Here is a 22,027-nt window from a genome sequence, read left to right as displayed (position 1 = left end):
GGCAAACCTCCCCTTTTTATTCTAAAAAAATAATTAAGTAGTTAAAGGTTTTTTATTTTCATAAAAGGTATTTTGCCAGGTTTTATTTGTTTGTTTTTAAAAGAAAAATATCATTTAGTTAATGAATAATAATGAAGTTCAATACGTTTATTTTCTAAATTTTTTCACAAAAAATCAGTGAATGGATTCTGGAGAAGAAAACGAATCTGTATTCCTTGTAGATTTGCTAATCATATTAAATGCCTACAATGAAAACACTATTCGCTATTGCTTCTTTTTTTCTTTTGACAATATCTTTATTATTCTATCCGGAGCGTACAAAAACCTCTGAAAAGTTTTGGGTTCAAAACTCAAAAAAACAAGAAGCCTTATTTTTTTTAGATAGTATCCGGTCATTGAATACAAAAAAATTAATCGACGAAATCACCGCTACTACAGATTCTATTCATCTTAATCAGCGAAACATTAATAAAATTTTGTCCCCATCTGATTTCGAAAAGCTACAACAAGCCATTAAGAATAAAGAAATGCCTATTACAGTCGTTAAAAGTATTTTTGGAAATATCCCAATCGATAGTACTTATATACAACACGGAGCAATCCCCATAACTTTCTTTACATTAGGTCAGAAAAAGGAAGTAATAACGCAATATGCCATCGCTCTTAACGATTCTAATATAAGCAGAGAAAGCGATGTTTATTTTTTTTCAGAAGACACATTGCTTTCCAGACATCACATATCCCATCGTTATGCATTGGATATTCAATTTTATACCGACCATATTTCAAAAAAAACAATCATTTATTATACACAAAATCAAATAAGCGGATCAGGTACCTGGGAATATCATTTTAACTTTTATCAATATGAAAAGAATGGTTTACGTCCTATATTAAGCGAAATTGCTATTGCTAATCTTCAACCTCCCTGGAGTTCGAGAATTATCGAATTACATTCCAAAATCAGCAAGACGACGCCCTTAACTATGCACATAGAATACCAACAACAGTTAGTTGATTCAGAAAACCCGCTTATCAAACACCCTATCGCTAAAGACAGTATATATATTGAATATCAATGGAATCACACATACCGGAAATTAGAAACCAAGTACAAAAACACCTCTTTCTCTAAAGAAAAACATACTTCTTTTTACATTTCCCAGAGTGATCTGTTATTTCTTCATGCATATCAGCCCGAAATACGTCAGCTTCTAGCTTATAAAAACCCTTCTCAATCAGTAATTAACTACATTCTAGAAGTAAAAAATACTATTCGGAAGAAATAGGAGCTACAGGAACATCCATCTGAAAATATTGTACAACCTCTGTTAAGTTCTGCTCCAAGTAATATTTAGTATGTGAATATTCAAAATGCTTTTTAAATGCTTCCTCATCGTCAAACCGTTCTCTAAGAATAAACCGACTAGGATCATTAAAAACCTGCTGTACACTAAACAAGCTACAACCGGCTTCCATTAGAGAGGCTTTTTGTAAATTGGACAAAGCCCTACGCGCAATAACTGTTTTTGTTAAATCTTTAATCTTTATCTCTGCGGTAATAAAGTACCCCTCTTTCAATAAAATATCCATATATAATTATTAAAATTGAACCATTTGTACCTGTCTGTACACTATGCACAAACTCTTATACAACATTACTTGTACTCATTTCACTGCTAAAAAATATCAAATACTATAATACAGGGGGAAGAAGATTCATTAACGTTAAAAAAATGTAAGCATCAATGCCTTACAACACATCTCATACTCTAATATACTAAAAAATACTGAATATCAACAACATACACCTAACAGTAATCCCTATTGATTTTCTAGTGATTCCGTATCTTTATCCTTGTGAAAAAATACCTTCAAATTATCTCTGATTCATACTCGGGATACTGGCAATATCTAAAAAATGAAATCCTGCTTCAGAACGATTGGGATAATTATTTTTATGGATTGATTCTAATTTCACTAATTGTTTGGGGGTTAGAGCTTATTTTCCCCTGGAGGAAAGACCAAGCTATTTTTAGAAAAGATTTCTGGCTGGATACATTTTATATGTTTTTTAATTTCTTTTTGCTCAACCTTATTATTCTTATTGCCTTATCGAATACAGCCATTACTCTTTTTGATGAACTGCTAAAAAGCATACATCTTTCTATAACAGATATTCAATTGTTTGACACTAATATACTTCCTAAGCCTATTGGTTTATTCATCTTTTTCTTAATCAGTGACTTTATTCAATGGAATACGCATCGTTTATTACATCGAATTCCCTTTTTATGGAATTTTCATAAAGTACATCATTCCGTAAAACAAATGGGATTTTCTGCACATCTTCGATATCATTGGATGGAGCCAGTTGTTTATAAATCAATCCTGTATATTCCTATTGCTATTATAGGGGATTACAAAGCACAGGATGTTGCCCTGGTTCATTTTTTTGCCCTCATCATCGGTCATATAAATCATGCGAATCTGGGATGGGATTACGGAATTCTAAAATACATCTTGAATAACCCGAAGATGCACATCTGGCATCACGCAAAAAAAATGCCTCCCTCCGTAAGGTATGGTATAAATTTTGGACTAACTTTAAGTATTTGGGATTACTTATTCAAAACCAGCTATATCCCGGAAGACGGGAAAAACATAGAGCTGGGATTTGAAGGGGATGAAACATTCCCTAAGGATTTTATATCCCAAGAAATGTATCCTATTAACTTAAAGTTTAAAAAGAATGAAAGCCCCTAGAGCAGTTATATTTGTATCACTATTTTTATTGACCTTCCAGTCAAAAGCACAAACTAAATTTGATCATTCTATTTGGGATCAAATCTTACTTCTCAACGTCACTAAAGATGGGAAAGTAAACTACGGCGGTTTTATGAAAGATAGTTCTCAATTATATGAATATTTTACTCTTTTATCTCAAAATCCTCCTACAGAACAATGGAGCAAAGAGGAAAAATTGGCATATTGGATTAATGCCTATAATGCTTATACCATTAAACTGGTAATTGACAGCTACCCTATTTCAAGTATTAAAGACATCAAAGACCCCTGGAATAAAAAGTTTTTCAAAATCAATGGAGAATGGTACAGTCTTAATGACCTGGAACACAAAATTCTCAGAAAAATGAATGATCCCAGAATTCATTTTGCTATAAACTGTGCTTCTTTTTCTTGTCCTGTAGTATGGAATAGAGCCTATACAGGAGCTAATGTAGAAAGTGCCCTGGAAAATCAAACTAAAAAGTTCATAAACGACCCTCTTAGAAATACAATAACAGAAGATGTAGTCAGTGTTTCTAAAATCTTTTCCTGGTATAAAAAAGATTTTAAAATTGATGGAAAAAATGTCGTAGATTTTATCAATAAATATGCTACTACCAAAATCATCAACCAATCTAAAAAAGGATATAAGACCTATGATTGGAGTTTAAATGAATAATTTATATAGCTTTACATCGTAATTTCTGTATATTGAAAATATCAATCATCATTCCTATTCTAAACGAAGCTTCTACTATTGATTCATTATTAGATCACTTACTATCATCTGCCTATAAAAAAGAGAACATACAAGAAATTCTTATTGCTGATGGGGGTAGTACAGATGGTTCACAGGCAGTGATTACTGCATTTAAAAAATCTCGGAATGACAGATTGATTCAACTAATCTCCTCTGCAAAAGGGCGCGCCAGACAAATGAATACTGCTGCTGCCTTATCCAGAGGAGCTATTTTATATTTCCTTCATGCTGATTCGTTTCCTCCCACAGCATATGACCAACATATTATAGAACAGGTACAGCAACAAAAACTAGCAGGGTGTTTCAGAATGAAGTTCGATGATACTCACTGGTGGCTTCGTCTTGCCGGATGGCTTACAAAATTCAAATACAGAGCATGCAGAGGCGGAGACCAAAGTCAATTTATTACCCGGGAATTATTCGAAGAATTAGGAAGGTATAATGAAGCATATACGATCTACGAAGACAATGACCTAATTAATAAGTTATATGCACGTAATGAATTTGTTGTTATCCAGAAATGGCTTATTACATCCGCCAGAAAATATCATACCAATGGGGTATGGAAACTACAGTATCACTTTTGGGCTATTTATGTCAAAAAATGGTTAGGAGCCTCTCCTGAAGCTCTGTATCAATACTACAAAAAACACATTACTGGTTAGAAGTATTGTCCAATCCCAAATACCAATCCATGTGTAGCCCCTTCTGTTACCCCATATCCATAATCAATTCTAAAAATAGCATTAAAAATACGTTTATGGATAAATCGTAACCCAAGTCCGGGATATATCCTTATATTATCTTTCTCTACAAAATCATCAAATGTCCCTCCTGGATTACGCCAGGTTCCTCCATCGACAAAAATATTACTCTGTAATACAAACCAATCCTTCTCATATAGTGTATGTCTGTACTCTGAATTCAGAACAATAGCACCTGTTCCTCTATCTATAGTATTCCCTACTCCTCGAATATTAATATTGTTATCTACCGCAAAAGGGGCAAAAGGGGATGTATCATTTGTGGATAACCCTACCCGAAGTCTAAATGCCAGATTTCCTTTTTCCTTAACCCTGCTATAATAAAGAAAGTCATTCCATCCGATAATAAAATCAGGAATTACCTCTTTTTTTAAATTCACTACATATTGCAGGTTAAGAATACTCTTAAAACCAGCAACATACTGATAATAATAGTCCAGATTATTATATTCATAAATTGATTTAAACAAAATTTTATCTATACTATATGTCAATGGAACCTGATCACTTGTCGCTCCTCTTTTATAGTCATACTCCTCCTTGAAATAATTAACCCCAACTGCAATTCTGTTTTGAAAATTAAACCGATATAACCCCAATAGTTCATGTGAAGTATTATTGTATTTATAATCGGCAGTACCCGTATCTAGATATACAGGTTCCTGAGTTGTCAGATTTTGATAATTAATTGCTAATCCTGCTTTTCTACTAAATAAAAATGGCATTCTGAGATTGACTCCAAATGAATTATAAATATCATTTTGATAAAACCCTCCAAAAATAATATTACGACCTAATACATTAAAATCATATAACCCGATACGAAATGCAAACTCATCATCATTTGTGGTATAAATATTAGCTGTAGGAATGGTCGTAAAATTTTCTTCAATTCCATACGTCACCTTTCCTCCTTTTTCTACTGTATAATATGCATGAGATATGGATGGCAACTGCTTTAATCGTTTAATATCTTCCTCTAAAACAATAGAATCCAGTGGTGCTCCTTGTTGTATTTCGCACAGTCTGGCTATAGCCGCTGTTTTCGTTTTTTTATTTCCTTGAATCTCGAAAGAAGAGACTTTATTTTCTTGACTAAATCCAGAAAAAGAAATCACTACTATAAGTAAAAACCAAAAGTATTTCATGAGTTTTATGGGGTAAAACGGTTTTGTGCAAATAAATTAACCCAGTTATCTTCACTGACTCCCATTAGAGTAATGGAATAAGACATTGATGGAAGAAGTTCTGGAGGAGGGAGTTCTCTCGTAATATTCAACACAACATTGTCTGTATTATAATACTGAAAATGGGTATCGAATGTATAGGTTCCTGAGAGCAGGTTATTTTCTCTATCAGAAACCACCTGAAAAAATATTTTATTGTCTTCATTTTCGAATTGAGGCCATGAAAAAACGGGCATAGAAGAAGACGTTACCTCTATTTGTATCGCATCAGTATATGTGGTAGGGGTTGATTGATGTTTTAATCGTATCGGATTAGAAATATGCAAAGTATCTTGCTCCATAAAACTAACAATCACCCATTTTTCTTTAGTTGTTTCCCGTTCGAATCGCTTCAAATATCCATTAAACACATCAGATTGGTCTGTCTTAACCTCTCTGTAATGACTGTATTCATTTTTATTATATGAAGTATCTGGAGTTTCATAATATCTGATATTTGTAACCCCTTCTCTGGGGTAAAAATACACATATACCTTATCTTTTTCTAAGGCATCAGAAGCTGCACAAGCAATTACATTATCTTTCTTTAATGGGTATTTTGACACTAAACTCATCAACAAATTTTCTTTCTCTTCAATCACTGCATCATCATCAGTACACCCACTTAATATACTACTTATGATACTACACAAAACTGCTATATATGTAACTCGATTCATCTGTCTTTTTATCCGGTACAGTGTTATACTTCACTAATTCATACCGACACTATAATTATTGGTTTATTTTATACAGTTCTTTTATTGTCTTTTCTGCGGGTTTGTTTTGAATCGTAAAACGATTATTATCCATCCCTCCTACGGCAGTATGATTATGATACCATTTCCATAAAAAACCACCTAAAAACCAGGGTTCATTCCAGAACTCTTCATAAATCACCTGTAATGCATTTTGCTGAGCAATAAGATTTACTGCTCCTTCTACGCTACTTGAATCCCATGGTTGCTTTGCAGTGTAGTTAATACTTCTATATCCATATTCGGTAAAAAGAACCGGTTTACCGCTTTGGTCATAGAGTGTTTTCATTTCTTTTTTATACTTCTTCCATCCTTTTCGTAATTCTTCAACCGTTGGAGTTTCAGATGCGGACAGAGGAAAGTAAGCATCAATTCCTATAAAGTCTATCTGATTCCAAAAAGGAACTTTTTGATATTGATCCCAGTTCTCTGCATATGTCAACTTACCTGTATATATCGTTTTTATATCTTCTATAAGTTGTTCCCAATACTGGGGTCTTTGCTGTACAAAAGAATGCAATTCTGTTCCTATACAAAATACCGGAACCTCCATCTCTTCTGCTAATTTTGCATAACATAGAATAAAAGCTGCATAGGACTTCTCCAGCGCTTGCCAGTCTTTCTCTGTTGCCATAGAAATATTTCCTGTAAACTCTCCATGCCACACCCATATCTGAGGTTTTAACATTACTTTTATATGTTGCTTCTTCAACAAGCGAATTGTCTCTCTTGCCCCTTCTACTTTCTCTCCCCACCACTGTCGATCAACATTGTACTGTATTACAGGTGCTTCCAACGATTTTAAAAACCCAAACGGCATTACCGCTGCCCAATTGGCATTTACAGCTACTAAAGGGGTTACTTCTGCTTCAGAAATCGGAGTACTGGAAGCAACAAAACTAACTCCATTTATTTTAAAAGACTGTTGACCTGTACAATTGAAAAACAAAGCACAGATCAACAATAAAGACATATATTTCATATCATTACGCGCTTATAATGCGCCATGTAAAGTACACTTTTTTTCAGTTGGAATCAACAACATCTGTTCTCTATCCATCTACTATCTTCCTGAAATTATTTTTTTTTAAACAGTTACGGATTAAAAAACAGCTCGCAACCCGATGTTAAATGTTTCTCCTAATCCAGTATCATTTCCTCTTACAAAATTTGTGTAGAGCGCTTCTATATTTAATTCTTTAGTCAATTGGTATTTTGCTCCCCCTCCAACAGCAGTAAAATCTTGTTCGAATTCATTGCCTAAATCGATTAACTGAGAATGCTGTACTAATCCAAGAACAGTAAACTTAGCGCTGGGGAAATAACTCAGGAATACTCCTGGTGTCAAACGAAGGCTATTATTAGCAAAACTCTCTCCTTCTTTCCCAAAATTAAATTCACTATTCAACTCTCCAAAAATCTGAAATTTGTTTCCTGTAAATGTATAATCATAGAAAAAACGATTCTGCCATGTATATCCTTTTTGATCAAAAAACACACCATCTTCCACCTCATTATCCACCAATGGAATAAACAATGAACTCTGAATAGAGAAGTTTGTTACAGAAGCTAGTGGTACAAATTTCACAGAAGGTGCTATGGAGGTCAATCCTGATCGAGCAGTTCCTCTTTCTCCATCAAATTTAAACACATCCAATGCATTTCTGTCTGCCACCACATTAGATCTAAACTCTAAGATTAGCCCTGCATTCCATCTTTTGTTATTTCCTAATCCAGTATATGCTTCCAATGTAGAGGTAAAGAAAGTCGCTCTTGGTTCATTTTTAGAGACATCTCCATTAGAATTTGCCGACTTGGTTTGTGTATATAAGTTATTAAACCATTTCAGATCATATTGTCCTTTTCCTATTAATTTAGATGGTGTCAATGTCTGGATAACGGATCCTTCTTCTTCTTGGGCAACTCCTAAGGTTACTAAAAAAAGGCTTATGGTAGTGATAATTATTTTCTTCATCTGTTTTTCGTGTTTTTATGTATTCTTTACTTCTGTTTTTTTATTAGTAAAGGGCTACAGTTACTCTCCTCCTTATTTTACAAAAAAGAAGTGCTTTTTATATTATATATAAGATATGGATTATTTTACTTTGTTCAACGACCAGTTATAAGGATAATATGAAACTTTTGCTTTTACTGGTAATGGTTCTTTTCTGAACTTATTGATATAAGTGATCTCGTTTCCTTCATGAGTAAAGTCTTCCTTGTACCACTCAAAAATCTGAGACAACTGCACTTTATTCCCTTTTACCTTGATAAAAGAGGGGTTATTTAATGCCTTTACCGCTTGTCTTTGTAACTGCTTCTCTAAGAGATCAGGGGTATAAGCTTCTGATATAATAGGAGGACATCCTAAACCTGCACATACCAGTACAAAATGAAAACGAGCTTCTTTTGGGAAATTCTTTCGAAGTAATACATTCTCTACATCATTTAGAGTAATTTTCTTTCCTCCTAATGTATAGGTGTTTTTATCAAAAAAACCTTTTATGTCCAACGGCGATTTTACCGGATATTTCGTCACTATTCCTTTAATCACAGCTACATTATAAGCGTTGATATAGAAAGCTTGATACTCCTTGGCATTAGAAGTACTTACTTTACTATTTGCTGCCAAAGAAATCAGCTCATCCAAACTGGCAGGGTTTTCTTTAATAGCTTTATAATTAACTCGTCCATTAGAAACATAAGTTTTAAAAAATGCATCTGCTTTAGAAAAAAACGCTTGATTCTCCTGTGAAAAACCAAAATGCATACACATAATAAGTATAGTAAAGACTATTTTTTTCATAGATTGGGTTTTATATTTTTTATTAATTCTTTTCCAATTATATCACTTGTAATAAGTTCTAAAGTTTTGAATCTTATTACTGAGCATTCAGTCGTGAATCCCACAGGCTACTTACAAGTTTTTTTTATTTATTTGCAAAAAATATCACGTTCGAAATACTAGTACAACCCTTACAAAACACTCAGTTTTTAGACCCATTCTAAATTATTTGCGCTAGATAAGTTATTACCTTTATATACGACAGACTAGATGGAAGAAACCTCTTCTCTAAGATAACAAAACCTACCAACATGAATGCTTATGAAACATGTAGTAATTATTGGCAATGGGATTTCTGGTGTAACTGCCGCTAGGCATATCCGAAAAAAATCAGATAAGAAAATCACTATCATCTCTGCTGAAACAAAATATTTCTTTTCTCGAACAGCACTTATGTATATATACATGGGGCATATGAAGTTTGAGCATACACAACCTTATGAAGATTGGTTCTGGAAGAAGAATCGAATTGAACTAAAAAATGGTTTCGTGCAGCGAGTACTTCCGGATCAAAAAGAAATTGAATTTAAAAATGGAGAACGTCTGTCATATGATACACTGATCATCGCTACCGGATCCAAACCTAATAAATTTGGCTGGCCCGGACAGGATTTAGACGGTGTGATGGGTATGTATCACAAACAAGACCTGGAAAAAATTGAACATTACGCTCCTAATAATCAAGTATGCAAAAGAGCCGTGATCGTAGGAGGCGGACTCATTGGGATAGAACTAGCAGAAATGCTACGATCCAGAAATATTCCCGTGACATTTTTAGTTCGTGAATCAAGTTTCTGGAATGGCGTACTTCCTAAAGGAGAAAGCGAAATGATCAATCGTCATATTATCGATCATCATATCGACCTGAGGCTTTCTTCTAACCTCAAAGAAATAATTGCTGATGAACACGGAAAAGCAAAAGCAGTAGTTATACAAGAAACAGGAGAAGTGATTGACTGTGATATGGTCGGTCTTACTGCCGGTGTATCTCCTAATATCGATTTCCTCAAAGATTCTGGAATTGAATTAGGAAGAGGAGTTAAGGTCAATAGATATTTAGAAACAAACATCCCGGATGTGTATGCCATCGGAGACTGTGCTGAACAACATGAAGCCATTGGCAATAGACGCCCTATAGAAGCTGTATGGTATACCGGAAGAATGATGGGGGAAACCGTAGCACAAACTATTTGCGGTAATAAAATCCAATACAAACCTGGACACTGGTTTAACAGTGCTAAATTTCTGGATATCGAATACCAAACATACGGATGGGTTTTCGCCAAACCAAAAGAATACGAACAACAATTTCACTGGAAACATACAGACAACACCAAATGTATTACAATGTCTTATCACAAAGAGACTAATGAATTCCTTGGAATCAACACATTTGGAATTCGCATGAGACATGAAGTCTTTGATCGCTGGTTAACCGAAAAAAGGTCTGCAGACTATGTATTGTCACACCTAAAAGAAGCAAATTTTGACCCTGAATTCTTTTCTTCTTTTGAAGATGAAATCTTTGCTTCCTATAAAAATCAATTACGAGTTGTTTAAAAATATACCTCTTCTACCCCAGAAGATTCGAAAAAAATACTGAATATGAGTAATAAACTAGAACATAGTATGTCCTTGGCTTCTCCTGATGCCAAAGGCGTTTCTACCAAACAAAAAATCGCCTTGAGCATTGGCTTTATCGGATTATTTATTCTGATACTAGCACTAGCAAACACCAATTTTCCGAACCAGGGGATTTTCTTAACACTATCACTGGCTCTAATAACCCTGGGAACAATCATATACGCTAATGATGCCTATCTAACCAAACCAGAAGGAATAAAAAATGACGGAGTCTGGTTTAAATCAATCTCTTCCAGAGGTGTTATCGGTTGGCTTACAGGGGTCGCATTAACTACCTTTTATATTGTACTTTATTTTTACCCTCACTTCCTAGGACAAGGAACGGATGGAGCTCCAAATAGTGGTTTAATCGGATTATTCGATCCTTTGAGTAAACTATTAAGTGGTAACCCAGCCAGCCAGTGGTTTGTATATGGTACATTATATACTGTATCAATTCTCGCTTTTGGGTATAAGTTTATTTTAAAATACAGACATAACAGGTATCAACAATTACGAACTGTTTCTGTAATGTTTTTTCAATTAGGGTTTGCTTTCTTGATTCCAGAATTTATGGCACGTTTAAATTCAGACACTTTTAAGCTGCCTTATTACGACCTAAAGAATGTATGGCCTTTGAATTATTATAACTTCGAACAGTATCGAATTGATGAATTTATCAATGCAGGAACAATCGGGCTTTCGCTTTTGATTTTTGGTGTTGTTTCAATTTTTATTATTACACCAATACTAACCTATAAATTCGGAAAAAGATGGTATTGCTCCTGGGTTTGTGGATGTGGAGGTCTCGCAGAAACAACCGGAGATGCTTTTAGACAACTATCCAGCAAAAAATTAAGCGCCTGGAAATTAGAACGCTGGTTAATCCATACTGTTTTAGTCTTTGTTGTTATCATGACCACTGCCGTGGTAAGTACCTATCTGGGCTACGATGATACCAAATATTGGTTTACCAAGACGGTATTCCTGCTAAGTGTTGCTGCTATTTTGACAATTGTTTTCGCTTTAGTAATGATTTTCAAAAGAAATGAACTAGGCAAAGATGCCCGATACGGAGCGATTGGATATTTTGTGGTTCTGGCTGCTTTATTCGGTATTCACTTTTTTAATAGCGACACTACCATTTTCTTTATAAAATCCGAAACCCTACGCGCTACTTACGGGCTGTTTATCGGATCTATTTTTTCAGGAGTAATCGGAACAGGGTTCTACCCTATTCTGGGGAATCGATCCTGGTGCAGATTCGGATGTCCTATGGCTGCAATTCTAGGGTTTCAGCAACGATTATTTTCCAAATTCAGGATTACCACCAATGGAGGACAATGTATTTCATGTGGAAATTGCTCCACCTATTGTGAAATGGGAATTGATGTGCGCTCTTATGCACAAAAAGGAGAAAACATTGTTCGATCCAGTTGTGTAGGATGCGGCGTTTGTTCTGCAGTTTGCCCACGAGGAGTATTAAAACTGGAAAACGATTCCCTAAACGGAAGAATCAATTCTAATGAAATTCTATTAGGAAATGATATCGATCTAATGAATTACGTAAATAACAAATAATCCGAAACACCCTATATTAACAGTAATGAGTTTGCATTATTTTGAAGTTTTCTTGTTAGCATTTTTATTTCTTCTCGTCTAAGAAAGCTCTATAAAACCTTTCACTGATGATTTTAAGAATAATAATAGCTTGCTTACTTTCTTTTGCCCCATTAGAAAAAAACCTGACGGTAAAAAAACAGTATATCAAAGAATATTATGAATCCGGGATGCTAAAAGCAGAAGGATGGATTATGGGGGCTACAAAAACAAAATACTGGATCTATTATTACCCCAATGGGCAGATCAAAAAAAAGGGAGATTATAAAAACGACAAAAAGAATGGATATTGGTATTTTTATACAAAAGATCGCCAACTAGTCAAAGAAGGGCATTTTATCGATAACAAAGCCGAAAAGTGGTGGATTATTTACGATATTGCCGACAATAACAGTACTATTAGGATCACAAAAAAATACCAGTATCAAAACAATAAAAAAAATGGGTTTTGTCTGATTTTCAAAAATGATGAATTGTTTAAAGCAGAAAAATACATCAATGATCAAAAAATGGGAGAATGGACAGATGTGTATTCTTTCAGAAAGGACAATCCCAATGCTTTTCTATAAATGAATCCAACTATAAAAGTTATCATTCCCGCTTATAACGAGGAGGAATCTATTGCGCATGTAATTCAGGAAATTCCTGAAGTGGTTTCTGAAGTTATTGTGGTAAGCAATCGCTCTACCGACCAAACAGAAAAAGTAGCTAAACAAGCTGGAGCAACTGTATTGAGAGAAGAACAGATGGGTTATGGCTATGCCTGTCTAAAAGGAATGGATTATATCGCCGCTTCAAAAGAAAAAACAGATATCATTGTCTTTCTAGATGGGGATTACAGTGATTATCCGGCTGAGCTAACGACTATTGTAGCTCCTATAATTCATGACGACATTGATATGGTTATCGGAGCCCGGGATAAGAAATTACGAGAGGCAGGTTCTATGACATTCCCTCAGATATTCGGAAACTGGCTTGCTACTAGACTTATGAAATTATTCTTCAATGCGCGTTTCACTGATCTTGGTCCTTTTAGAGCAATTAAGTATGACAAACTTCTCTCCTTAGAAATGGAGGATAAAACCTATGGATGGACTGTAGAAATGCAGTTAAAAGTGTTAAGAAAAAAATACACCTATACCGAAGTATCAGTACCTTACAAAAAGAGAATTGGTGTCTCAAAAGTTTCAGGAACCATAAAAGGTGCTATCTTTGCAGGCGTTAAGATTTTAAGTTGGATTTTTAAATACAGTTTTTCGTAATGGATATTGCCATTATTATTATTTACACAATTGCGTTACTCATCATATTCTTATACAGTTTAGCGCAATTAAATCTATTGTTCAATTATCTCAAAGCGAGAAAGCAAAAAGATAATGCCCCTGTATTTGACTTTACCAGAGAAGAGGAAATCCCTCTGGTAACGATTCAGCTTCCTGTCTACAATGAACTCTATGTAATGTCTCGCTTACTGGACAATATTGCCTTATTGGAATACCCAAAAGATAAGCTGGAAATACAAGTTCTTGATGACTCTACAGATGAATCTGTCACTACGACAGCTAAGCATATCGAAAAACTACAGCGACAAGGGCTGGATATTAAACATATCCGAAGAGAAGATCGATCTGGCTTTAAAGCAGGTGCTCTAAAAGAGGGGCTAAAAATAGCTAAAGGAGAGTTTATCGCTATTTTTGATGCTGACTTCCTTCCGGAAAAAAATTGGTTACAGAAAACAATTCCTTATTTCAAGGATGAGAATATTGGTGTTGTACAAACCCGATGGGGACATATCAACCGCGACTATTCCATTCTTACCAAGATTCAGGCTTTTGCACTGGATTTTCACTTTACAATGGAACAAGTAGGGCGTAATCACAAAGATCATTTTATTAATTTTAATGGTACCGCGGGAGCCTGGAGAAAAACATGTATAGAAGATGCCGGAAACTGGCAAGGAGACACCCTGACAGAAGACCTGGATCTCAGCTATAGAGCGCAATTAAAGAAATGGAAGTTCAAGTACCTGGAAGAAGTAGAAACTCCTGCAGAATTGCCGGTAGTTATCAGTGCTGCCAGATCACAACAATTTAGATGGAATAAAGGAGCTGCTGAGAATTTTCAAAAATTATACTGGAAACTTCTTAAAGACAAAACAGTTCCGTTTAAAACAAAATTTCATAGTTTTTTTCACTTGCTGAACAGCAGTATGTTTCTATTAGTCTTATTAGTAGCTATACTCAGCGTTCCTATATTATACATTAAGAACAATAACCCTATGTTTGCCTGGTATTTTAATGTGATTGCATCTTTTGCACTAAGCACTGTTATTTTCTTTTTCTGTTATTGGTACACGTTTAAAAAAATACACGGAAGTGGTTTTTGGAATTTTATAGAATATGTCAAAATGTTCTTCACATTTTTCTCCATTGCAATGGGATTCTCTGTTCATAATTCCAAAGCTGTTTTGGAAGGACATTTTGGAAAAAAGAGTGAATTCGTTCGCACCCCAAAGTTTAATATCAATTCTTTAAAAGATTCCTGGAAAGGGAATAAATATATCAACAAAAACATATCTGCCAATACCATATTGGAAGCTTTACTAACCGGATATTTTGGTTTTGCTTTATACAGTGCTTTTAAGCTACAGGATTTCGGTCTGTTTTTATTTCATATCATGCTATTTTTGGGATTTGGTTTTGTATTTTTTAAATCTGTTACGTCTAAACTGTGATTACACGCTTGTGGAAATATAACAAATCTTCACTTGTTCTTATTCTCACTTGCGCTATACTGTACTACAGTTTTGCCTATACAACGCTACGAACTGATTTTGTAAAAGTATTCAGTTTATGGGGTGCCCTTTTCTTCCTTTCTTATAAAATCTTTCAGTTACATAAAGGGGATTACAAATTACTAGCCTTTACTGCGCTCTTATTTAGGGTTATATTTTTATTTGCAACCCCGAATCTCTCTCAGGATTTTTATCGCTTTATTTGGGATGGGAGAATGTTGTTAGAAGGAATGAATCCTTATTTAAGTTTACCAGAAACCTGGATTAAAGCAGGGAATTCACCCGTAGCACAAGCTATAGAGTTATACCAGGGAATGGGACCATTAAATGGAAGTCATTTTACGAATTATCCTCCTATAAGCCAATTAGCATATGCTATTGCTGCTTTACTATCTCCTAATAGCATTTTAGGAGCTGCTATTGTATTCCGGCTTATATTAATAAGTGCTGATATCGGTATTTTCTTTATAGGTAGAAAGCTATTAAAAAAGCTTCATCTTCAGGAAAATCGCATTTTCTGGTATATCCTCAACCCATTTATTATTATCGAATTAACAGGCAACCTCCATTTTGAAGCATTGATGATATTTTTTATCGTCTGGTCATTGTATCTAATAGTACAAAATAAATGGTTTTGGGCAGGCATCGTTTTAGCATTATCTGTTTCTGTTAAACTAATTCCACTATTGTTTCTTCCTTTATTTTTTCAAAAGTATTTTTTTAGTGAAAAAAAACGCCTCTTCGGTTTTCTAAAACTCTGTGGGTTTTACAGTGTTGTGCTCATTAGCACCCTTCTTCTTTTTATTCCTTTTTTATCCAAAACATTTATTCAGAATTTTAGCACTACTATTGCTTTATGGTTCCAAAATTTTGAATTCAATGCGAGTATCTATTATATAATTCGATGGATTGGATACCAAACAATCGGATGGAATATTATTGCTACAGCAGGAAAAATCCTCCCTCTTGTCTTTCTTTGTCTTTTATTAATCCTTTCTTTTTTTAGAAAAAACAAGGAAACAATACCTCTTATCACTGCCATGTTGATCAGTATTAGTGTATACTATTTCCTGTCTACCACAGTACATCCATGGTATATCGCAGTGCCTCTTTTTCTTTGTATTTTTACTCCCTATCGATTTCCAATCGTCTGGTCTTTTTTGATCATTCTTAGTTATACTGCTTATACAGATCTTGGATTTAAAGAAAACCTATGGATGGTGGCTATAGAATACATTTTGGTTATCAGTGTATTCGTGTATGAATCTTTTATTAGTTCTTCTGTCTTTTTCAAACCTAAAGCCACTAATTAATTACCCTTAGTTTAGAACAAAAACGCGTTTATGTATTTTTATTGATCAATAAAAACATATAAAAACCTGAATTCAAAATATTTACAAGTAATTATAGCCGTTAAACAAATCCAAAAACCAGCACTTTTATGGTTTGTATTTTATAACTTAATTTTAAGAAATCCCTCTGAAACATAGCAGTATACAACAAAACTTATAATCAGACAAAATCACAAAAAACATAATTAATCGTTAATTTTTAACATTTTACTAGATTAGAGAAAAAAACATTATAGATTTGCCCCCCAGAACTCAAAAACTCAACTAAATGCATCGCCCCTGCAGCAAGAAAAAAAACACTGACTTTCAAGAAATAAGACTTCATATTTCGTATTCGATTTTTACTATAAAGAGCTTTTTAACCCCCTAGTATTTTTTTAGTCGATAACTCCGATAGTTGATTACTAATTAGGATGTGAAAAATTGTCTTTTTTTGTCCCCTTAACCTACACAAACAAACACAATAATATCTAATTCAAACAACTAGGAAATAGCGACTAAAAAATATCTTCTATTCATAATGTTATGAATGAAGAAAAACAAAAAGAGGTTTTTCTACTAATAGAAGAACCTCTTTTTTAATTAAATTATACTGTGTACTAAAACTTACATATTCTTAAGATTAATCACTTCTTGTACCGTCAATTTTCTCCAATGACCTCTTGGAAGATCTTTCTTGGTTAGTCCAGAAAAAACAACTCTGTCTAATCGAATTACATCGTAATTAAAATGCTCAAACAGCTTGCGAATAATTCCATTTTTAGAAGATTTAATTTCTATCCCTATTTCTTTTTTCGAAGCACCATCTACATAAGAAATTTCATCCGCTTTAATGAACCCTTCTTTTAATTTAACCCCTTCTTTAATATCCTGAAGATCATCAAATTTCAGGTTGCGATCCAATTCTACATGAAATATCTTCCTCACATTACTCTTATGATGTGTTAATTTCTTTTCCAGATCCACATCATTTGTAAATAACAATAACCCTGTCGTATTTCTTTCTAGTCTTCCTACTGGTTTTAATCTGGCTTTACTAGCATTAGCTACCAATTCCATTACCGTTTTATTTCTCTCCAGACTAGTGGTTGTAGAAAACCCTTTAGGCTTATTCAATAAGATATATTCTTTTTTCTCAGGGGTAATTAACCTTCCATCAAACTTCACCTCATCTGTTAATTTTACTTTATATCCCATTTCTGTAACAGGAGCACCATTAACCCAAACACTTCCCGTCTGAATATACAAATCAGCTTCTCTTCTTGAACACACTCCGGAATTAGCTACAAATTTATTGAGTCGAATTTCTTCTTTCTCCGAAGCCTTGCCTTGTTTTGTATTTGTTTTCTTATCAGGAGCTGTATTTCTCCCTCCAAATTTCCCTTTTGGTGTTCTTCCTTGTCTTCCGTTATTCTTTCTACTCCCTGAATTACCTCCGCGATTCATATCTTAAATTTTGTGCAAAGATACTCTATTCCTTTTTAGAATTAATAATTATTCTCCTTCAAAGGATACAGTACATTGACGATCCCTGTTTATATGTAATTTTGTAATATCCGGTCTCGAATAATGTCCTACAGGGTCAAAGTTCTGGCGCTCTTCATACACCCTGCCAAAATCAATTGTTTCCACCAATAATCCTTCCGAGTTAATTACCGGAGGTACTACCCACTCTCCGTCAGGTCCTGCAATACACGAACCTCCATTACTAAGAAGCTCCGGGGCTTTTTCTCGAATATAATCAGCATGAGGAATCGTCTGAGGAATAGCTTCTTTTTTCATAAAACTGGATACCGAAACCACAAATGATCTTGATTCCCGGGCAATAAACCTGGTAATATCCTTAGTATTATAATCACTTCCCGGCCATACTGCTATATGTAGGTTTTCTCCCTGACCATAAAGAGCCGCTCTGGGTAATGGCATCCAATTCTCCCAACAGTTTAACCCTCCTACTCTAAAAGATTTTAAGGCATGGACCCGCAAACCATTCCCATCACCTGGTGCCCAGGTTAATCGTTCTTCATAAGTAGGTTGCAATTTGCGATGTACGGATTGGATAACCCCAGTACGATCTATATATACTAAAGAAGCATATAAGCTATGCCCTCCTCTATCTGTAGGACGTTCTATAATCCCTAAATATATCGCTATTTGATATTTTCTGGACAATTCACAAATGCTATTCAGATCCCCTTCTTCTATTACAATTGCGTTTCTGGCATAATGTGCATGAACTTCTTTTTGTACAGGGTGATCAAATTGTGCTCCATCAGTAATCGAAACCCAATAAGGATAACCAGGCAAAAATGTCTCGCCGAAGACTAACAATTCTACCTTTTTAAGTTTCGCATCTTTAATTGTTTTTTCTATTTTCTGTATCGTTGCTTTTTTATTCAACCATACCGGAGAGATTTGTGCCATCCCTATTGTCAATAAATCTTTTTCCATACCCTAAATAATTCCTCTGAAGATACGACTTATTCTATGTTTTCATCGATTAAAACCTAAACATTAAACATTTGCTTTCTATAGATTTTATGACAGTCTTATAATTGGACTCGTATCTCATCTATAAAAAACACCTTAAAAAACCATGTCGTTTTTACTGGTTTTCAAATATTTATACAAAGAATTGACGTGCGGTTAAACCTCAAGATAACATTAAGTTAACATTGAAAACCGACAAAAAAATATAGAATTCGCATTTTTATATCCCAAAAAAGAAGATCCCTAAAAAAGACAACGAAATGATTACCAACTAGGAGGTATTCTCATCTCAAAACTACTTTTTTCTCAAAACTTAATTTACTGTAAAAAAACAAGGAATTAACGTAAACATAACATTAAAAAAATGTTCTCTTAACTTTGAAACTGATTTTTTCATTTCTAACTGACATAAATTTGCCTCGTAAGATAAAAACAAAAGAGAATACTCTTAAAAACTAAAACCTAAAAAATGAAAAATTTAAAAGTAGTATTAATAGCAATTTTTGTAGTGTCTTTCCAAGCATTTTCTGCTGACAAGTCGACAAAATCTCCGGAACAACAATTAAGAAATGAAATTATCAATTTATTAGATAATCCGGACATCAAAATTAGCAACAACGAAGTAAAAGCAAATATAGAGTTTACACTAAACTCTAAAAATGAAATCGTAATCCTGACAGTAAATTCTGAAACTGAATCTTTAGAAGACTTTGTAAAGTATAAACTAAATTACAAAAAAGTGAATTCTAAAATGCCAGAAACTAATTCCAAAATTTTCAGAATGTCATTAAAGGTATTAAATCCTAACGTATAGTATCTATACGGACGCCCCAAAACTAGAAAAAGCAGTTACCTAGCAGTAACTGCTTTTTTTTATTTCTATTTTTTCTTCACTTCGGGTTTCTAACTACTGGTAATCCTAATTTTATATCGCTTCTTCCTGACAGTGTCCCATTTTTTTCTTTATATATAAAAAAGAACTGTTATTAAAATAACCTCAACAGAAAAGATTGTAGCCCTTGCATCCTCTCAAATACTGTCTGCTAATTCACATAGCATAAACGTATCGAATTATCTAATAAATTGATAATTTCTATTTTCCTCTACCAAAAATCTTCTGGTATTTACACCCCTCTCCTTTTATCTTCTTTTTTATCAACCTCTTATCAAAAACAAATAAATTACTTCGGTGCAAACCCACGAGGTATTCATTAGAAACAAATTTTCAATTTCGAGGCAATCCCTGGGGTATTATATTCTTTAGTAACACCAATAAAAAACAAGCTTTTTTCACAATAACTCATTGATTAGACATAAGGTAAAACCTCAAAATAACATTCTCCTAACACTTGTTTATTATCTAATTTCTGTATTCTTTCACATATTCCTGTCATCTGTTGGAGAACTTAACCTTCTCTTCCTTTTTTATTGAAAAAAGCGTAAAAAAAAGTAGCAATTACTACTTTTTTAATAAGGTTTCTTTTTTATTAATCACACTCCTTATTAACCTAAACATAACCTAAAAGCATCATTCTAATCATAAATTTTATCACAAAAAATGCAGGATCAGAATGTACATTTGTCACAAATAAAATTGAAAACAACAGTATCAAAAACATACAAAAATGAAAAACTTAAGATTATTACTTGCAGCACTTTTTATCACTTCAACGCAATTATTTGCTTCTACTCCTTCTGATGAGACTCCTGAGCAACAATTAAGAAATGAAATCCTTACATTATTAAGCAGTCCTGATATCAAAGTAGAGAATGAAGATTTAAAAGCTAATATCGAATTTACACTTAATGCTAAGGGAGAGATTGTTGTACTGACAGTGGATACCTCTGAGAAAATAGTAGAAGACTATGTTCTTTCTAAATTAAACTACAAAAAAGTAGATTCTGAAATATTAGAAAACGATTACAAGATATACAGAGTCGACCTAAAAATCTTAAAACCTAACTCTTAATCCTTTCTTACTAGTGATTTCTAATGGATAGTCCTTATCCATAAACACTAAAATAATCGACGCAGCGAGATCATTTAAAACTTTTTTAAATGATCTTTTTTTCGTTTATAAAAATGACAAAATTTTATCTAAAATACTTTTGAAATCAATAAGTACAATGCTAAAAACCCCGGAAACAATTATAAATTTCAAAATGTTATGAAGCCAGACATAATGCACTTTCCCTTTTGATCTCCACAACGCTACTAAAAAAAGAATGAGTAAAAATATACTGGCATAGAAAAATATACGCATTCCTCCTATACGATAAGTATTCAACAGTAAATACAGAGGGATTCCTGAAACGAACACTAAGATGCTGACGAGTTTTTTAGACATTCCCTCTCCATATTCGACAGCAATTGTTCTATAGTTCTGAGCTATATCTCCTTTTAGATTCCCCATATCCTTTACCAACTCTTTCATGATCAACATCAGATATAAAAAGGTAGCATGAACAAATATAACCTGATCAAAATTCAGGTAATAGATAAAAACTGCAAAAAAAGGAGTGATCGATAATAAGGAAGCAACAATATTCCCTACAAATAATATTTTTTTGAGTTTATGAGAATAAAACCAAATACCAAATATGTACAATGAAAAAAAGACAACTGCCTTAAAAGACACATAACTTGCCAGTACTACGGATAAAAAGTTAAGAATAAAATAGGCTGTTAGTTTTGTTTGCTGACTTACCAAACGATCCAGCATTGTTTTTTGCGGTCTGTTTATTAAATCTTTTTCTCTATCGTAAAAATTATTAATAATATATCCGGCAGCTATCACCCCGGATGACGCCAAAACTATGACAAAAAGATTCGTATCTAATAATACATTTTTCCACCCTCGATTGGGAGCAAGAATAAATATAGCTGTTAGATATTGAGCAATGACTAAAATCAGAATATTATAGCCTCTCACCACAGAAAACAAACTTAACAACTTCAGTAATACAAGTTTGTTTTTTCTACTAAGCATAAGAGAAGAATGCTTATT

21 protein-coding genes are annotated in these 22,027 nt (G+C 33.7%); 12 read left to right on the top strand and 9 right to left on the bottom strand.

The window, feature by feature from the left end; all coding sequences use genetic code 11:
- Nucleotides 1–248 precede the first annotated feature (248 nt).
- Nucleotides 249–1,289, top strand: a complete 1,041-nt coding sequence (locus tag ACFSTE_RS02145) for a hypothetical protein (protein ID WP_378258246.1) — start codon at nucleotides 249–251, stop codon at nucleotides 1,287–1,289.
- Here ACFSTE_RS02145 and ACFSTE_RS02140 read toward each other — a convergent pair.
- A complete protein-coding gene (locus ACFSTE_RS02140) occupies nucleotides 1,273–1,593 on the bottom strand; it encodes a putative quinol monooxygenase (protein WP_176027782.1) in 321 nt (106 codons plus the stop codon). The genes ACFSTE_RS02145 and ACFSTE_RS02140 overlap by 17 nt on opposite strands.
- 267 nt (nucleotides 1,594–1,860) lie before the next feature.
- Here ACFSTE_RS02140 and ACFSTE_RS02135 point away from each other — a divergent pair, with 267 nt between their 5' ends.
- Genes ACFSTE_RS02135 through ACFSTE_RS02125 form a run of 3 tightly spaced genes read left to right on the top strand, consistent with a single transcriptional unit; the run spans nucleotide 1,861 to nucleotide 4,212 of the window.
- Nucleotides 1,861–2,766, top strand: coding sequence for a sterol desaturase family protein (locus ACFSTE_RS02135; protein WP_378258244.1), 906 nt, complete (start codon nucleotides 1,861–1,863; stop codon nucleotides 2,764–2,766).
- Entirely contained in the window at nucleotides 2,753–3,466 is a 714-nt protein-coding gene (locus ACFSTE_RS02130) for a DUF547 domain-containing protein (RefSeq protein ID WP_176027784.1), read from the top strand. The genes ACFSTE_RS02135 and ACFSTE_RS02130 overlap by 14 nt, the downstream gene beginning before the upstream one ends.
- Before the next feature lie 29 nt (nucleotides 3,467–3,495).
- Entirely contained in the window at nucleotides 3,496–4,212 is a 717-nt protein-coding gene (locus ACFSTE_RS02125; RefSeq protein ID WP_176031037.1) for a TIGR04283 family arsenosugar biosynthesis glycosyltransferase, read from the top strand.
- Here ACFSTE_RS02125 and ACFSTE_RS02120 read toward each other — a convergent pair.
- From ACFSTE_RS02120 to ACFSTE_RS02100, 5 genes are all read right to left on the bottom strand, one after another.
- Nucleotides 4,209–5,459 (bottom strand): POTRA domain-containing protein, encoded by a 1,251-nt coding sequence (locus tag ACFSTE_RS02120; RefSeq protein WP_176027785.1) that lies wholly within the window; start codon nucleotides 5,457–5,459, stop codon nucleotides 4,209–4,211. The two genes, ACFSTE_RS02125 and ACFSTE_RS02120, sit on opposite strands and share 4 nt — an antisense overlap.
- Nucleotides 5,460–5,464: 5 nt before the next feature.
- Nucleotides 5,465–6,217 carry a hypothetical protein gene (locus tag ACFSTE_RS02115; RefSeq protein WP_254884104.1) on the bottom strand — a complete coding sequence of 251 codons (753 nt, stop codon included), beginning with the start codon at nucleotides 6,215–6,217 and terminating at the stop codon, nucleotides 5,465–5,467.
- A gap of 55 nt (nucleotides 6,218–6,272) precedes the next feature.
- Nucleotides 6,273–7,277 (bottom strand): glycoside hydrolase family 113, encoded by a 1,005-nt coding sequence (locus ACFSTE_RS02110; RefSeq protein ID WP_378258241.1) that lies wholly within the window; start codon nucleotides 7,275–7,277, stop codon nucleotides 6,273–6,275.
- A 120-nt stretch (nucleotides 7,278–7,397) separates the two neighbouring features.
- Nucleotides 7,398–8,270 (bottom strand): hypothetical protein, encoded by an 873-nt coding sequence (locus tag ACFSTE_RS02105; protein ID WP_176027787.1) that lies wholly within the window; start codon nucleotides 8,268–8,270, stop codon nucleotides 7,398–7,400.
- Between the two features lie 120 nt (nucleotides 8,271–8,390).
- Nucleotides 8,391–9,101 (bottom strand): DUF547 domain-containing protein, encoded by a 711-nt coding sequence (locus ACFSTE_RS02100; RefSeq protein WP_176027788.1) that lies wholly within the window; start codon nucleotides 9,099–9,101, stop codon nucleotides 8,391–8,393.
- A 300-nt stretch (nucleotides 9,102–9,401) separates the two neighbouring features.
- On the opposite strand from ACFSTE_RS02100, the gene ACFSTE_RS02095 reads away from it, so the two are divergent.
- From ACFSTE_RS02095 to ACFSTE_RS02070, 6 genes are all read left to right on the top strand, one after another.
- On the top strand, nucleotides 9,402–10,700 hold the full coding sequence (locus ACFSTE_RS02095; protein ID WP_176027789.1) for an NAD(P)/FAD-dependent oxidoreductase: 1,299 nt from the start codon (nucleotides 9,402–9,404) through the stop codon (nucleotides 10,698–10,700).
- Nucleotides 10,701–10,745: 45 nt separating this feature from the next.
- The gene (locus tag ACFSTE_RS02090) at nucleotides 10,746–12,344 is read left to right on the top strand and encodes a 4Fe-4S binding protein (protein ID WP_378258238.1); all 1,599 of its coding nucleotides are present in this window, start codon (nucleotides 10,746–10,748) and stop codon (nucleotides 12,342–12,344) included.
- Between the two features lie 107 nt (nucleotides 12,345–12,451).
- Entirely contained in the window at nucleotides 12,452–12,952 is a 501-nt protein-coding gene (locus tag ACFSTE_RS02085; protein WP_378258236.1) for a toxin-antitoxin system YwqK family antitoxin, read from the top strand.
- On the top strand, nucleotides 12,953–13,645 hold the full coding sequence (locus ACFSTE_RS02080; RefSeq protein WP_176027792.1) for a glycosyltransferase family 2 protein: 693 nt from the start codon (nucleotides 12,953–12,955) through the stop codon (nucleotides 13,643–13,645).
- Nucleotides 13,645–15,117, top strand: coding sequence for a cellulose synthase family protein (locus ACFSTE_RS02075; RefSeq protein WP_378258234.1), 1,473 nt, complete (start codon nucleotides 13,645–13,647; stop codon nucleotides 15,115–15,117). Before ACFSTE_RS02080 ends, ACFSTE_RS02075 begins: the two co-directional genes overlap by 1 nt.
- Nucleotides 15,114–16,490, top strand: coding sequence for a glycosyltransferase 87 family protein (locus tag ACFSTE_RS02070; RefSeq protein ID WP_378258232.1), 1,377 nt, complete (start codon nucleotides 15,114–15,116; stop codon nucleotides 16,488–16,490). The genes ACFSTE_RS02075 and ACFSTE_RS02070 overlap by 4 nt, the downstream gene beginning before the upstream one ends.
- A gap of 645 nt (nucleotides 16,491–17,135) precedes the next feature.
- Here the strand turns inward: ACFSTE_RS02070 and ACFSTE_RS02065 are convergent.
- On the bottom strand, nucleotides 17,136–17,975 hold the full coding sequence (locus ACFSTE_RS02065; protein WP_378258230.1) for a pseudouridine synthase: 840 nt from the start codon (nucleotides 17,973–17,975) through the stop codon (nucleotides 17,136–17,138).
- Between the two features lie 48 nt (nucleotides 17,976–18,023).
- Nucleotides 18,024–18,980 carry a carbon-nitrogen hydrolase family protein gene (locus ACFSTE_RS02060; protein WP_176027796.1) on the bottom strand — a complete coding sequence of 319 codons (957 nt, stop codon included), beginning with the start codon at nucleotides 18,978–18,980 and terminating at the stop codon, nucleotides 18,024–18,026.
- 508 nt (nucleotides 18,981–19,488) lie between these two features.
- Between ACFSTE_RS02060 and ACFSTE_RS02055 the strand changes: the two genes are divergently transcribed.
- Both ACFSTE_RS02055 and ACFSTE_RS02050 read left to right on the top strand, forming a co-directional pair.
- On the top strand, nucleotides 19,489–19,833 hold the full coding sequence (locus tag ACFSTE_RS02055) for a hypothetical protein (RefSeq protein WP_378297926.1): 345 nt from the start codon (nucleotides 19,489–19,491) through the stop codon (nucleotides 19,831–19,833).
- An 811-nt stretch (nucleotides 19,834–20,644) separates the two neighbouring features.
- On the top strand, nucleotides 20,645–20,989 hold the full coding sequence (locus tag ACFSTE_RS02050; RefSeq protein WP_176027798.1) for a hypothetical protein: 345 nt from the start codon (nucleotides 20,645–20,647) through the stop codon (nucleotides 20,987–20,989).
- Between the two features lie 105 nt (nucleotides 20,990–21,094).
- Here ACFSTE_RS02050 and ACFSTE_RS02045 read toward each other — a convergent pair whose 3' ends face one another.
- Nucleotides 21,095–22,009 (bottom strand): geranylgeranylglycerol-phosphate geranylgeranyltransferase, encoded by a 915-nt coding sequence (locus ACFSTE_RS02045; RefSeq protein WP_378258226.1) that lies wholly within the window; start codon nucleotides 22,007–22,009, stop codon nucleotides 21,095–21,097.
- Nucleotides 22,010–22,027 lie beyond the last annotated feature (18 nt).

Source organism: Aquimarina hainanensis (assembly GCF_042684685.1).
GTDB lineage: Bacteria > Bacteroidota > Bacteroidia > Flavobacteriales > Flavobacteriaceae > Aquimarina > Aquimarina hainanensis.
The sequence above is the reverse complement of the archived record's forward strand: the minus strand, read 5'-3'. Positions and strand labels throughout refer to the sequence as shown.